The organism is Paraburkholderia sp. PAMB 6770 (assembly GCF_057748135.1).
Genome location: NZ_CM173238.1, coordinates 3696693 through 3710893, shown reverse-complemented (window position 1 = coordinate 3710893; position 14201 = coordinate 3696693). Strand labels below are relative to the sequence as shown.

13 protein-coding genes are annotated in these 14201 nt (G+C 64.8%); 2 read left to right on the top strand and 11 right to left on the bottom strand.

The genetic code is table 11. The annotated features are described in order from the left end of the window. Positions 1–61: 61 nt before the first annotated feature. From AC3AP7_RS16810 to AC3AP7_RS16795, 4 genes are all read right to left on the bottom strand, one after another. A complete protein-coding gene (locus AC3AP7_RS16810) occupies positions 62–1135 on the bottom strand; it encodes a porin (RefSeq protein ID WP_475767196.1) in 1074 nt (357 codons plus the stop codon). Positions 1136–1297: 162 nt separating this feature from the next. Next, the gene (locus AC3AP7_RS16805; protein ID WP_475767198.1) at positions 1298–1912 is read right to left on the bottom strand and encodes an SRPBCC family protein; all 615 of its coding nucleotides are present in this window, start codon (positions 1910–1912) and stop codon (positions 1298–1300) included. Positions 1913–2154: 242 nt separating this feature from the next. Continuing rightward, the gene (locus AC3AP7_RS16800; RefSeq protein ID WP_475767202.1) at positions 2155–2553 is read right to left on the bottom strand and encodes a PaaI family thioesterase; all 399 of its coding nucleotides are present in this window, start codon (positions 2551–2553) and stop codon (positions 2155–2157) included. Next, entirely contained in the window at positions 2546–3763 is a 1218-nt protein-coding gene (locus tag AC3AP7_RS16795; RefSeq protein ID WP_475767204.1) for an NADP-dependent isocitrate dehydrogenase, read from the bottom strand. The genes AC3AP7_RS16800 and AC3AP7_RS16795 overlap by 8 nt, the downstream gene beginning before the upstream one ends. A gap of 315 nt (positions 3764–4078) precedes the next feature. Here AC3AP7_RS16795 and gcvA point away from each other — a divergent pair, with 315 nt between their 5' ends. Together gcvA and AC3AP7_RS16785 are read left to right on the top strand one after the other, a co-directional pair. Next, positions 4079–5074 (top strand): transcriptional regulator GcvA, encoded by a 996-nt coding sequence (gene gcvA / locus AC3AP7_RS16790; protein WP_475767207.1) that lies wholly within the window; start codon positions 4079–4081, stop codon positions 5072–5074. Continuing rightward, positions 5050–6627: a class I adenylate-forming enzyme family protein gene (locus tag AC3AP7_RS16785; RefSeq protein ID WP_475767210.1), complete on the top strand. Its 1578-nt coding sequence runs from the start codon at positions 5050–5052 to the stop codon at positions 6625–6627. Before gcvA ends, AC3AP7_RS16785 begins: the two co-directional genes overlap by 25 nt. Positions 6628–6677: 50 nt before the next feature. On the opposite strand, the gene AC3AP7_RS16780 is transcribed toward AC3AP7_RS16785, so the two are convergent. The 7 genes from AC3AP7_RS16780 to AC3AP7_RS16750 form a co-directional block, all read right to left on the bottom strand. Next, on the bottom strand, positions 6678–7700 hold the full coding sequence (locus AC3AP7_RS16780) for an XdhC family protein (RefSeq protein WP_475767213.1): 1023 nt from the start codon (positions 7698–7700) through the stop codon (positions 6678–6680). A 34-nt stretch (positions 7701–7734) separates the two neighbouring features. Further along, positions 7735–8112 (bottom strand): RidA family protein, encoded by a 378-nt coding sequence (locus tag AC3AP7_RS16775; RefSeq protein WP_475767215.1) that lies wholly within the window; start codon positions 8110–8112, stop codon positions 7735–7737. Between the two features lie 3 nt (positions 8113–8115). After that, positions 8116–9525, bottom strand: coding sequence for an MFS transporter (locus AC3AP7_RS16770; RefSeq protein ID WP_475767218.1), 1410 nt, complete (start codon positions 9523–9525; stop codon positions 8116–8118). Between the two features lie 60 nt (positions 9526–9585). Next, on the bottom strand, positions 9586–10074 hold the full coding sequence (locus AC3AP7_RS16765; protein ID WP_475767220.1) for a (2Fe-2S)-binding protein: 489 nt from the start codon (positions 10072–10074) through the stop codon (positions 9586–9588). A gap of 3 nt (positions 10075–10077) precedes the next feature. Next, positions 10078–12381 carry a xanthine dehydrogenase family protein molybdopterin-binding subunit gene (locus tag AC3AP7_RS16760; RefSeq protein WP_475767222.1) on the bottom strand — a complete coding sequence of 768 codons (2304 nt, stop codon included), beginning with the start codon at positions 12379–12381 and terminating at the stop codon, positions 10078–10080. Then, the gene (locus AC3AP7_RS16755; RefSeq protein WP_475767224.1) at positions 12378–13256 is read right to left on the bottom strand and encodes an FAD binding domain-containing protein; all 879 of its coding nucleotides are present in this window, start codon (positions 13254–13256) and stop codon (positions 12378–12380) included. The genes AC3AP7_RS16760 and AC3AP7_RS16755 overlap by 4 nt, the downstream gene beginning before the upstream one ends. Positions 13257–13330: 74 nt before the next feature. After that, on the bottom strand, positions 13331–14167 hold the full coding sequence (locus AC3AP7_RS16750; RefSeq protein ID WP_475767226.1) for an alpha/beta fold hydrolase: 837 nt from the start codon (positions 14165–14167) through the stop codon (positions 13331–13333). Between the last annotated feature and the right edge of the window lie 34 nt (positions 14168–14201).

Below are 14201 nucleotides of genomic sequence, written 5' to 3'. Positions count from 1 at the left end.
ACCATGAATCCGGATCGGTAAACGCAGCGGCGGCCGCCTCCGCAATCAGAAGACCAGCAGATCAGAAGAAGTGGTGCACGCCGATCCGGAATGCCGCCTGGCTGGGACCGCCGGAAGGCGTCAGCAACGGAATGGCCGCGTCCCCGAATCCGTTCGCATGCTGATAGGTGATCTGCGCATACACGACGGTCCGGCTCGAGAGCGAATAAACATCGCCCACCCCAAGTTCCGCGTATCGCGTATCCGCCAGCCACGACAGGTAGCCGCCGACCGTGATCGTATTGAACGCCGTCGTATGGAAGTCGGCGCCCAGCTCGGCCGTGCGCATGCGTGCCGATTCCGCGTAGCTGGCAAGGTTCACCTGCGTCAGCATGCCGTGAAGATCGAGCCGTTTGTTCAGCGAATAGAACGCCGAGAGCCCCGCAATCTCCTGGGTCTGCGCCGTGAACAATTTACTGCCGGCAAGCGACTCGCCGAGAAAGCTCGTATAGCCGAGCTCGGACCCGAGATTGATCGCATGATCGTGCCAGTTACTGTATACCGCCGACGCGCGCAGCGAACCGCTCGTGTAGATCACGTCCGCACTCACGACCCGTCCGGGCTGGGTCGAAGAATCGTCGAACCCGTAGAGCCCGCTGAACGTGAAGCCGCCGATCTTCGGCGACGTGTACTTAACCGAGTTGTTGATCGAGTCGCCCATCACGCCGATGTCGTCGAGATTGGCCGGGTGAAACAGGTAGAACGTGTATTGCAGGCTGCCGTTCGAGTTCAGACGCAGCGTCTCGGTCGTCAGATCGAGCTGACGGCCGAGCGTAACCGACCCGTAGGGGCTGGAAAGCCCGACCCACGCGAAATGACTAAACGCTTCGCCCGAGATCGTGCTCGCGCCGGTACTGGATACAAAGCCTTCCTGCAACGCGAAAATGGCCTTGAACTGATTTCCGAGGTCCTCGCTGCCGCGCAGGCCGTAGAAATCCGGCACCGCGGCCGGACCCGCGGTCGCCGTTGCGCTGCCCTTCGCGTTCGTGTTGTACGTCACCCCTTCGTCGATGCTGCCGTAGAGATCGACACTGCTTTGCGCTCGCGCCCCGGTAAACAGGGATGCAAGCAGAACCGCGAGTAGCACCTTTTTCATCGTTCTCGTCTCCTGCCCATTTGAATTTATCTAGTCGAATGACCATGCAAACCATACATGGCGGAATATTTTTATTCTTAGTAAACCTAATTTAATTTTTTATTCGAGAGGCTGCTCGAATATACCGACCGACTGCATCGAAGCAGTCGGTCGCGCAGCAAATCAGTGCATCCGATAAACCGCGATAGCGGCGATCACGACCACGAACCCAACCGCCCAGAGCCACACACGGCTGCTGCCCGCAGCCGGCTTTTCCACAGCCTCCCGTGCCGGCGCTGCGCGCGGCGGGGCACCGGCGGGCGTGTCGGCCGCTGCCGCTCCATCCGACTGTACTTCGGGTCCCGTAACGGCCGCGGTAAAGTGGAGAAAGAAATCTTCCGCCATCTTCTTCGCCACACCGTCGATCAGACGTGCACCCACCTGCGCGAGCCGCCCACCCACCTGTGCATGCGCCCGGTACACGAGCCGCGTGCCGCTCCCGTCGGGTTGCAGGTTCACCTGTGCACCGCCTTTGCCGAAGCCGGCCGCGCCGCCCGATCCTTCGAACGTCAGCGAATACGACTCCGGTGCGCGCAGGTCCGACAACGTCAGCTTGCCGTTGAAGCGGGCCTTGACGGGACCAACCGCTGCGGCCATCACGACCTTGTAGTGATTTTCCTCGACGCGCAACATCAGCTCGCATCCAGGCACGGACGCCCGCAGAATCTCCGGATCGTTCAGCGCGGCCCACACACGCTCGCGCGGCAACGGCAGGATTTGTTCGCCCGTTAGTTCCATGTACTCCTCCCTTTGCTGCGATCGGGAAAAAAATCCGCGCAGCTGTTATCGGTATTCACGTACGGCCCTTGTCGACAGACAAGACAGACAACCGTGCATCGAAACAGAACAATGACGCAGCGGCCATCTCCCCGCAAACGATGCTCTTTCATGCGCGGGATGAGTTTCTTTCATACCTGCCGTGACCTGGGCCTAACCCATGTGCCAACCCAGGTATCAACCCCGGCACCCACGCACACGCCTCAGCGTGCGGGCCACGCGTACCGGAACGTGCCTTGGGCCGTGGCGATCAGGATCCGGTTGTCGACCCATGCTTCGCCGCGTGCAAAGAAAATCGATCGGCCCTTGCGCTCCAGATAGCCTTTGGCGATGACGATGTCGCCCAGCCCCTTGTCGAGAAAGTTGAGCGTGAGCGACAGCGTGAGCCCGTGAACGGGCGGCGCCTGCTCGCTGCTGTACAAGCCCGAATAACCGCACGCGGCATCGAGCAGCGTCGCGATCACCCCGCCTTGCAGGATCTCCTGCCGGTTCAGCAGCGCGGGCTTCACCCGCACCTGGAACTCCGCGTAGTCTTCGCTCCACGCAGTGCGCGTCACGCCGAGGGCTTCGAGAAAGGGATTGCCAGGCACGTCGCTATCCAAGATCGTTCCCCGTGCGAATTGCCACAGCAGCACCCCGGATAAATTCCTCGGCGTCGACAAACGGATGGTTCGCATCGATCAGCGACGCCAGATCGCGGGTCATCGTGCCGGCCTCGATGAGGCCGATGCAGGTGCGCTCGAGTGTTGCCGCGAAGTCCATCACGCCGGGCGTGTCGTCGAGACGCGCGCGATGCCACAGTGCGCGGCTCCACGCGAAGATCGTCGCAAGCGGATTGGTCGGTGTCGGCTCGCCGCGCAGATAGCGCTGGTAATGACGGACTGCCGTACCGTGCGCCGTTTCGGTTTCGACGCACCGACCGTCGGGCGACATCAGCAACGACGTCATCAGTCCCGCGGACCCATATCCTTGCGCGAGATAATCCGACTGCACGTCGCCATCGTAGTTTTTGCACGCCCACAGGTAGCCGCCCGGCGCCTTCAGGCTGAAAGCGACCATGTCGTCGATCAGGCGAGGTTCGTAGACGAGCCCCGCCTGCGCGTAGGCATCGGCGAATTCCGCGTACACCTCATCGAAAATCTCCTTGAAGCGCCCGTCGTACTGCTTGAGCACCGTGCCCTTGTGCGAGAAGTAGACTGGGTAGCCACGCTGCAGTCCGAAGTTCAGGCACGCGCGCGCAAAGCCGCGGATCGAATCGTCGACGTTGAAGAGCGCCAGCGCGACGCCTGCACCATCGAATTCGTGCACCGTCCGCGCGACCGGCGCGCTGCCGTCCGCCGGCTCGTACACGAGCCTGACCGTGCCGGGACCCGGCACGACGATTTCCTGCGCACGATACTGTTCGCCGAACGCATGACGCGCGACGACGACCGGCTTCGACCAATGCGGCACCAGCCGCGGCACATTCGGGCACACCACCGGCTCGCGGAAAATCGTGCCGTCGAGCGCACTGCGGATGGTGCCGTTCGGCGACGGATAAAGCCGGCTCAGCCCGAACTCCTGCTGACGCGCACGGTCCGGCGTGATCGTCGAGCACTTGAGCGATACGCCGTATGTTTTCGCCGCTTCGGCTGCTTCGTGCGTGATGCGGTCGTCGGTGCGCTCGCGGTTCTCGATCGACAGATCGAATTGCTTCAACTGCACGTCGACAAAGGGCAGGATCAACTGGTCGCGTACCCACTGCCACAGAACGCGTGCCATCTCGTCGCCTTCCATTTCAACAAGCGGTGTGTGGACTTTTACCTTGGCCATGCAGCGTCACTCCGGGGAATCGGATGTTGGTATCGCGCGACTTTCCTTACGCGCGCACGCGGCGAAAGATCGACAGGGATGAAGAGTGCACGAGCGGCTTACGCAAGCGCAAACCAGTATTTCTCATGTCGGACATGAGAAAGTTTCATTTCCGCCCGCATGCGAGACGACCGATCATCCGCTTTTTGAACAGGACTGCGTCGTTATGCGCGATCAGATACAACGGTACCCGTTGCTTCCCTTCGCATACGCCAGGAAAAGCAGCTACGCGGTTACAATCGATCTGCTAACGACTTTCTTTCATCCGGACGCCGCATGAGACCGTACATTCCTTCCTTGCAAAGCTTGCTTGCTTTCGAGGCTGCGTCGCGGCACCTCAGTTTCACGCGCGCGGCCCAGGAACTGGAACTCACGCAGACCGCCATCAGTCACCAGATCAAGACGCTCGAAGAACGTCTCGGCATCAAGCTGTTTACGCGCCGGCGCAACGTACTCGCGCTGACGCCGGCGGCACGCGAGTATCTGCATTCGGTACACGAGGCGATCAACCTGCTGTCCATTGCAACGGCCCAGGCGCGCAAGAAAAAGTCGAAGACCGTATTGACGGTCACCTGCCTGCCGACCTACGCGGTGCAATGCCTGATTCCCGCACTGCCCGACTTCCAGCGCACGCACCCGGATATCACCGTCCATCTCGCGACCAGTTCCACATTCGACGAGTTCGATCGCAACAGCTACGACGTCGCAATCCGCTATGGTTCCGGGCGCTGGGCATCGGTCAGGGCCGATCGCCTGCACGGCGAAGAGTTCTTCCCCGTCTGCGCGCCGGCATTGCTGCACGACGTCGGCAAGTTCGATTCGGTTGCCGAAGGGTTGTCGCGCTTCCGGCAGATCCGCACGTACTTCTATTCGATGTATCAGGACGACTGGCCGGCATGGCTCGAAGCCGCGGTTCAAGAACCGTTCGAGTTCGCCGGCGAAGCGGTATTCCATCTGCAGCTGACTTCGCTTTCGGCCGCCGTGCACGGCATGGGCCTCGCGATCGGGCGCACGCCGCTCGTTGACGCCGATCTCGCGAGCGGACGGCTCGTCGAGCCGTTCGACATTCGCGTCTCGTCGAGTTCGGCATATTTCGTCGCGTCGCCGATCGACAAGGCGAAATTGAGGAAGGTCGAGCTGTTCCGCGAGTGGGCGCTCGCCACGCTCGGCGACGGCGCGCACCGTGACGACGCCGTTGCCGCGCAGCAGGCGAGCGCCGCCCCCGCCCTCGACCGGCGTACAGGTTCATGCCCGACACCCGTCACGTCCTAGCGGCTCCTCCTTTCCAGAGCGTCGGCGCGTTACTCGACGGGCATCGCCGTCGCGCACCCGACAAACCTGCGCTGATCGACGTCGACCGCGACGTGACGATCCGGTTCGGCGAGCTGGCCTCGCTCGTCGACTCCATAGCGGCACAACTGCAGCACCACGGCGCACGCAAGGGTTCGCGCATCGTGCTCGCGTACAGCGAAGGGTTGGAGAAGCTGCTGCTCTGGCTTGGGGTCTGGCGCATCGGCGCAGTGGTCTGCCCGCTCGACGTCGGGTTCGTCGGACCTGCAGCCGCGAACCACCTCCTGAACCTGATCGACCCTGTGCTGATCCTGCTCTCCACGCAGGCCAAAGCCGGCGCGCTTTCCGAAACCGGCGCAAAGCTCGTGCGCTACGAACCGTGGCCGGACGGTAACGTGTCCGGCGAAACGGACGCGATACGCTTCGCGACCGACGCCGCCGATTCAGCACATACGCTGGCCGATACCGTCGAGATGACCGACATGGCCTCGATGTGCTGCACGTCGGGCACGACCGGCACTCCCAAAGTGGTGGTCTACGACCACGCCTGTTACTGGCTCAACGGCCTCGACAGCATCGATCTGCTCGAGCTCGCATCCGGCGATAACGCGCTCGAATATCGCTCGTTCGACTGGTACTCCGCACAGATTCTCAGCCTGATGCCATTTCTGCAGAAAGGCTCGACGCTGTGCGTTGCGCGCCGGTTCTCGCGCAGCCGGTTCGCCGACTGGGTGCAGAAGTACCGCGTAACGGTTTGCGCAGGCGTGCCGACGGTATTGAACCTGTTGCTGGAAGCGCCCATCGACGCCGACCGCTCGCGCCTCGCATCGCTGCGCGTGATGACGTGCAGCACCGCGCCGCTGTCGCCGCTGCAGTGGACGCGCTTCGAGGAGCAATACGGCATTCACGTGATCAACCTGTATGGCTCGTCCGAAGCCGGCTGGATGTGCGGCAACCGTGCGCGTCGCCGCAAGCTCGGCACGGTCGGCTATCCGCCGACGCACGCCGGGTTCAGGATCGTCGACATGCACGGCGAACCGTGTGCGCCGGGGCAGGAAGGCCAGGTGGTCGTGAGCGGCCCGAAGCTCGCGCTCGGCGTGCTACGGCCGGGCAGATCGATGGAAGCCATCCGCGGCACCGAGCTGTACACGCGCGATGTCGCCACGCAAGACGACGATGGCTTCGTGCGCGTGTTGGGCCGCATGGACGATCTGATCATCCGCGGCGGCGTGAAGATCGTGCCGCAGGAAATCGAGGACGTGCTGCTCGCGCACCCGCTGGTGCGGGACGCCGCGGCAATCGGCGTGCCGGAACCGATCTACGGGCAGGAGCCGGTCTGCTTCGTCGTCCCGCATCCGGGCGAGAAAACCGACGCGACAGAAATGCTCGCGCATTGCCGGTTGCATCTGCCGCGCGAGAAACTGCCGAGGCAGGTCTATGTGGTCGATTCGCTGCCGCGAAGCGGCCGCGGCAAGATCCTGCGCGACGCGCTGCGCCGCGAGTGGTGGACCGCTGCGCATGGGCGCCGCAAATGACCGATGTTATGCATTAGCACGCGATGCAACCGCCACCGCTGCATCTGCTTCTACGTAGCGTCAGCCAGCACGGGACAGATATCGCACTCGTCCGCGTCCTTGGCCTCGCCCACTCCGAACACCTCGGGCAGCTTCACGCCGTTTCGCGCCGCCGTCATCTCCGCCGCGATCGATACCGCAATCTCCGGCGGCGTCCGGCTGCCGATGAAAATGCCGGCCGGCCCGCGCAAACGCGCGAGCTGCACGTCGCTCACGTCGAACAACCTGAGGCGCTCGCGGCGCCTGTCGCTGTTCGCACGCGAGCCGATCGCCGCCACGTAGAACGCGTCGGTCTTCAACGCGTCCATCAGCGCAAGGTCGTCGAGTTTCGGATCGTGCGTGAGTGCCACCACCGCGCTGTGCGCGTCGAGCCGCATGTCCTGCACCGTGTCGTCCGGCATCGTGCGCACGACGTTCACGCCGGGCAAGTGCCACTCGTCCGCATACTCGTCGCGCGGATCGCACACGGTCACCTGGTAGCCGAGGCCCTGTGCGATCACCGACAGAAAGCGCGACAGGTCTCCCGCGCCGATGATCAGCAACCGGTAGCGCGGCCCGTGGATCGTCACGAGCGTCGTGCCGTCGAAACGTAGTTGCTCGTCGGCCGCCGCGGGCCGCAGGCGCGTCCGGCCGCTCGCCAGATCGAGCTCACGCGCCACCAGGTCTCCGACGCCCACGCGCGCGGCCAGTTCCGCCAGCCCCGAAGGGCTGGTCAACGGTTCGAGTACGAGTTGCATCGTGCCGCCGCACGGCAGCCCGAAGCGGTGCGCTTGGTCGGCACCGATACCGTATGTGACGACCTCGGGCCGCTCGCCGTCGATCAGCTGCTGGCGCACCCGTTCGATTAGGTCGTCTTCGATGCAACCGCCCGACACGGACCCGACCACCACGCCGTCGTCGCGCAGCACAAGCGTCGCGCCAATGGGCCGCGGGCTCGACCCCCATGTCCGCGTGACCGTGGCGAGCACGACCCGCCGTCCGCACCGCAGCCAGTCGATGCCATGCTGCAGAACCGTCACGTCGATGCTTTCCATCGTTCGTTTTCCTTACCGACTTCGGGCGCCGCGATCAGGTGCCGCGATAGGCAACCATCTGCAGCTCGACGAGGAAGCCATGATGCAGCTCTGGAACCGGCACGACGGCCCGTGCTGGACGGTGCTCGCCGAAGTATTCGGCATAGATCCGGTTGAATTCCGGCCAGTTGCCGATGCCGACGATATACGCCGTGCTCTGAACCACGTCGGTCAGCGCGCAGCCGGCGGCCTTCAACACGTGCTCGCAATGCTGCAGCGTCGCGCGCACCTGGCGCTCGAAGTTGTCCGCACCGTCCGTCGCGACGCTGGAGCCCGGCAGCATGCCGGACACGAACGTGAAACCGCCGGCCTGCACGGCCTGCGAGTAATGACCGCCGGGCGCCGGCGCAGTGGGTGTGGAAATGAAGTTCATCGCTCAAATGTCCTCGGGCAAGGGTCGGCCGCAGGTTTCCGGCAGGAATGGCGCCAGCACGACGCCGATCAGGTAGATGAATCCCACCGTTACCGCCGCGTGCCCGTAACCGCCGAAACGCGAGATCAGCGTGCCGGCAATGAGCGGACCCGTCCATGCGAGAAAGCGCGGCAGGTTGAAACAGAATGAGATCGCGGTTCCGCGCACGCGGGTCGGATACAGCTCGGGCAGCCAGGTCGGCATCCACGTGTACTGGCCGAGGCTGAAGAAGCCGGTCACGCAGGCCACCGCGAGCAACAGCCCGATGTCGCGGGTCCAGATGAAGAGAATCGGCGTCAGCAGGAAGGCCATCGCAAAGAACAGGAACGTGATGCGCTTGCGGCCGTACGTGTCCGCGAGAAAGCCGAGACCGATGTAGCCCGCGATCGCGCCGACGTTGTAGGCCATCCCCGCGAAACTGGCCCAGCGCGGCGCGGACAGCCCCGCATGCATCGCGACGGAGCCGATGTACGGCGGCACCCACGTGGAGATGCCCCACCAGCCGAGCGTCGTGCTGAGCGACATCAGCACGGCGATGACGGTGCGCCGGCGCAACTCGGGCACCGCGAAAAGATCGACGAGCGTGAAGCGCGTGAGCGCCTGCTGATGCACGTCGAGCGTGGCGCCCGCGCGCTTGCGGGCCAGCGCGTCGCTACGCTCGCGGGCAATGCGCTCCCACTGCTCCGATTCCGGAATACCGGCGCGCATCCACAGCGTGGCGAGGCCGGGCAGCACGCCGATTAGGTACATGTAGCGCCATGCATGTTCACCCACGCCGCTCATGAAAAGCCATACGAGTGACGCGATGAAGAACCCCGTGCCGAGCCCGCATTGCATCAGGCCCGCGCCCTTGCCGCGATGACGGTCGGGCCAGATCTCGGCGGTCATCGCCGTGCCCGTCGCCCATTCGGAACCCATTGCGAGACCGACGACGAAGCGCAGCGCCGCAAACGACTCCCAGTTCCACGCAAAAGCGCTCAATCCGGTGGTCAGCGAGTACGCGAGAATCGCGGCCATCATCATACGCTTGCGGCCAATATAGTCGGCCAGCACGCCGCCGATCAGTCCGCCGAGTCCCCAGCCGAGTAGCGTCAACGCGATCACGAGCCCCGCGTAGAACGGAATCCGCGCATGGAGCGCCGGATCGAGCAGTTGGGCGAGCGCGCCGCCCACCGTCAGGATCAGCGCGTAGGTTTCGTAGCCGTCAAAGAACCAGCCGAGATTGGACGCGGCGAGCGCGCTCCACTGCTGCCGGTTGATCGAGCGATACCATACGCCCCCCGGCGCGGTGCGGGCCGGCGCTTCGCCGGACAGCATGCGCGCTTCGGACGCTTCGGACACTGCGCCGCTCGGGCGCTCTACGGGTTGCTGCACGGATAGTCTCCTTCATTTTTTTCATGACGCGCTTTTCGCCGGAGGTCGCAGCGAGCCGCTTTACGCGGACACCGCCTTGCGCCGTTGCGCCGCGAGTTTCACCGCCGCGATGATCTCCGGGTACGCTGCGCAACGGCAAAGATTGCCGGACAGATAGTGGCGAATCTCCGCCTCGCTAGGATCGGGGTTCCTCTCCAGCAGTTGGCGGCTCATCAGGATGAAACCGGACGTGCAGAAACCGCACTGGAACGCGCCGCATTCGATGAACGCCTGCTGAACCGGATCGAGCTGGCCGTCGGCATCGAGATGCTCGACGGTGACGACCGCGCCCCCGTCGACCATCGCCGCCAGGAAGAGACACCCGGACACGCTCTCGCCGTTCACGATCAGCGTGCAGCAGCCGCACAGTCCCTGGCCGCAGCTTTCGCGGGCGCCGTACAGCGCGAATTGCTGCCGCAGCACTTCGAGGATCGTCTGATGCGGCTCGACGTCGGCGCTGACGCGCTCGCCGTTGAGGACGAATCGAATGGTAATGGATGTGGCAGTCATGTCTTACTCCTCCGGCATCGGCTCGTGCTTCGCCGCGCACAGCGCACGAAACACCTTCTCGGGGGTGAGCGGCAGCGACGTCAGACGAACGCCCACGGCGTCCTCGATGGCTTCCGCGATCGCGGAAGCGACGCCGAACGTCGAACTCTCGCCGACGCCCTTCGCGCCGAACGGCCCGTTGTGCTGGTACGAATCGACGGTTTCGCGGCCGATCGTGTGCGGTATGTCGTGGATGCCGGGAATCTTGTACTCCGCGAACGACGCATTGCGCAGCTGGCCCACTTCGTCGAACTCCATGCACTCGAACATCGTGATGCCGAGCTGCATGATCGCCGCGCCCGATATCTGCGTGTCGACCACCTTCGGGTTGATCGGCGTACCGCAATCGACAACGTTTTCGAACCGTACCAGCTTGAAATGTCCGGTTTCGGTATCGACTTCCACCTCGACGCCGCAACCGCCCACCATCCAGTTCGGCGTGATGTTTTCCGACTGGCCCGTCTCGTGATCTGGTTTCTGGTACGGCGGGATGAAGCTGCCGATGCCGACGATGTTGCCGGCCTGCATCCCATACTTGCGCTTCAACAGCTCGCCCGCCCGTGCCGGCTGGTCGGGCGGCACGCCGAGTTCGTCGGCGAGCGCGCGCAGCTTCGTGCGCGCGTCCTCGGCGGCGAGCCGCACCGCGTGGCCCATGTGGAACGTCGAGCGCGAGCCGAGCGTCGCCATGTCGTACGGCGTGACGTCGGTGTCGGGACGGATCACCTTGACCTTTTCCGCGTCGAGGTCGAGCACGTCGGCAGCGATCAGCGCGATCGCCGTATCCGACGCCTGGCCCATGTCGACGGTGCTCGAATAGACGGTACAGCTGCCGTCCGCCGCGAGGCTCACCATCGCCATCGACGTGGTCGGCGCGACCAGCGCCTTGAACCCGATGCCGATACCGCGCCCGCGCCGCAGCATGCCGGTGCCGCGCTCGAACGGCGCGTTCCAGTTCATCCGCTCGGCCACGCGATCGAGCACGAGTCCTAGCGCGGCATCATGCATGACGGTGCCGGTCGCATGCGGCCGGCCTTCGCGCAAGAGGTTGCGGCGGCGGAACTCGACCGGATCGATCTTCAGCGCGCGCGCGATCATGTCCGCATGGCTTTCGTACCCCCACACCACCTGCGGAATGCCGAAACCGCGAAACGCGCCGGCGGGCGGCAGATTCGTGTACACCTGGTACGAGTCGATCGATACATTCTCGATGTCGTACGGACCCGACGCGGTAAACCCGGATTTCTGCGTGACGCGCGGACCGATGTCCGCATACGCGCCGCCGTTCCACCAGACCTCGCATTTGCGACCGGTGATCACGCCATCGGCTGTTACAGCGGTCTTCATCCGGAACGTGGTGGCGTGCTTGGTGATCGTGAAGAACTGCTCTTCCATCGTCAGCGCGACTTTCACCGGGCGGCACGCAAGCAGCGCGAGCGCTGCGACCAGCGCTTCGAGCTTGATGTACAGCTTCGCGCCGAAGCCGCCGCCGAGCAGCGCCGTCTTCACGCGCACGCGGTTCTCGGCCCAGCCGAGCAGGCGCGCGATCTCGATGCGCACGAACGATGGGCTTTGCGACGCGGTATGGATCGTGATCGCGCCGTCGCCCGGCTCGGCGAGCGACACCATCGGTTCGAGCGGCGTGTGCATCACCTGCTGCGTGGTGAACGTGTTCGCGAACACGTGCGCGGCCGATGCGAACGCGGCCTCGACGTCGCCGCGACGCAGCTGGAAGTCGAGCGCGACGTTCGTGCCCTTGCGGCCAGCCAGATGCTTCAGGTCCGGGAAGGTACCGGCTGGCTTCAGCACGTCGTGGACGAGCACGTCCGAAGACGCCGCCTCGACTTCGTTGAACACGGCAGGCAGCTCTTCGTACTCCACAGCGATCAGATGCGTCGCTTCCTCGGCGATGTGCGGGTCGGTCGCCAGCACCACGGCAACCGGCTCGCCGACGTAATGCACCTTGTCGATCGCGAGAATCGGCTGATCGTGGAAGGCCGGGCCGAAGTACGGCTCCGGGATCACGCGGACGACGTCCTGCGCCGTATAGACGCCATGAACGCCCGGCATTTCGCGCGCGGCGCTGGTATCGATCGAAACGATGCGGCCGTGTGCGACCGTGCTGCGAAGGATCTTGCCGTGCAACATGCGCGGCAGGACCAGATTGTGGATGTACTCGGCGCGGCCCGTGACCTTCGCCCGCGCCTCGAGTCGGTTCAGCGACCGGCCTACCTGCCGCTGTGCCTGCGGGTTGGTTTCGGTGTTGCTCATGCGTGATCCTTCCTAGCGGAGACACTGAGCGCGGCACGCACAGCGCGGCCCAGATAAACGGTGAGCAAATGCTTCTTGTAGCTGGCCGAGCCGTGCGGATCGCCGACGATGTCGAGCTCCGCCGCACCGGCCTCGCCCGCGCGGCGCAACGTGGTGTCGTCGGCGACGGCGCCGCGCAGCACCGCTTCGGCGGCGGCAAGACGCGTCGGCTTGTCGGTGGCCGCGCCGACGATCACGTTGGCCGTCCTGATCTGTTCACCCTCCATGTCGAGCACGACGGCAACGCCGAGCGCCGGCCAGTCGTGCGCGGCGCGCGTCGTCACTTTCATGTAGGAGGCCGGCCGATTCGCCTGCACCGGCACGTTCACCCGCGAAATCAGCTCGTTGCGCGCGAGCACCGTTTCGTAATAACCGGTGCACAGCTCCTCGACCGGAAAGGTGCGCTCGCCCTGCGGGCCGGTCACCGTCACGCGCGCCCCAAGGGCGGTCAGCACCGGCGGCAGGTCCATGTGCGGATCCGCGTGGCCGAGATTGCCGCCGATCGTCGCCACGTTGCGCACGCGCACGTTCGACAACGTGCGCAAGGTTCGCGTGAGGAGCGGCCAGCCTTCCTTCACGAGCGGTGAATGTTCGAGCGTCGCGAGCCGCGTGAGGCCCCCGATCCGCAATTCGCCGTTCGGGCAGACGCTCAGCTGAGAATACACGGGTTCGATGCCGCGCAGGCTGACGAGCCGCGTCGGACGCAGCACGCCGGCCTTCATCATCAGCATCACGGCGGTTCCTCCGCCCACCGGCCGGATGTCCGGGTCCTCGGGGTCGAGCAGCCCGATCGCCTGCTGCAGCGAACCGGGCTTGGCGAGTTCGAAAGGTGCCATCGAAAACGTTCCTTGTTGCGTATGCGCGCGCTGCCGCGGCAGCAGCGCGTGAAGGGGTCGAAAGCGCGGCGGCGTCAGCCGCGCGTTGCCCGGTCGATCAGCGTGCGCAGTTCGCCGGCAACCAGGTCGGGGGTTTCGAGCGGAGTCAGGTGGCGCGCGGCTTCGACCAGCGTGTAAGTCGAACCGGCGATGCCGTCGTGCAGCGCCTGCGCCATTGCGGGCGGCGCCGCATAGTCTTCTTCGCCGACCACGACGCAGGTCGGCACGTTCACCCGGGCAAGCAACGCGCGTCCGTCGAACGCGCCGAGCATGCGGCCGGTGGCGGCAAACGGCGCCACGCCGTTGCGCAGGAACGTGTCGACGCAGCGCTGCACGACTTCGGGATGGGCCGCGCGAAACGCGTCGCTGAACCAGCGCGTGGTCTGAAACTGGACGAGAGAGGCGAGCCCGTCGCGCTCCGCTTTGCCGGCGCGCGTATTCCAGTCTTGCGGGGCCGTCTCGCCGTACCACGCGGTCGTGTCGATCAGCCCGAGCGCGCGCGTCGCGTTAGGCCAGGTCGCTGCAAATTGCAGCGCGACGCAGCCGCCCATCGATGCGCCGGCAATGACGACGTCATCGAACGCGAGTGCGTCAACCACGTCGTGCACGTCTTCGGCAAAGGTCTCGACCGTATAGGGACCGGCGGGCTTGCCGGATGCGCCGTGGCCGCGACAGTCGATCGCGAGCACCGACGCATGCGGCACGAGCCGCTCGACGACCAGTTGCCAGAAATAGCGGTCCATTGCCAGCGAATGAAGCAGCACGACACGCGCTTCGCGGCTCGCGTCGCCGTAGAGGCTGTAGGCAATGCGCGTACCGTCGCGCACCGTAACGAATGCCGACTGGACGTCTCCGCTGGATAAGATATTCATCGCGAGCTCTGCTGTTTTCCGTGAAATGCGCGGG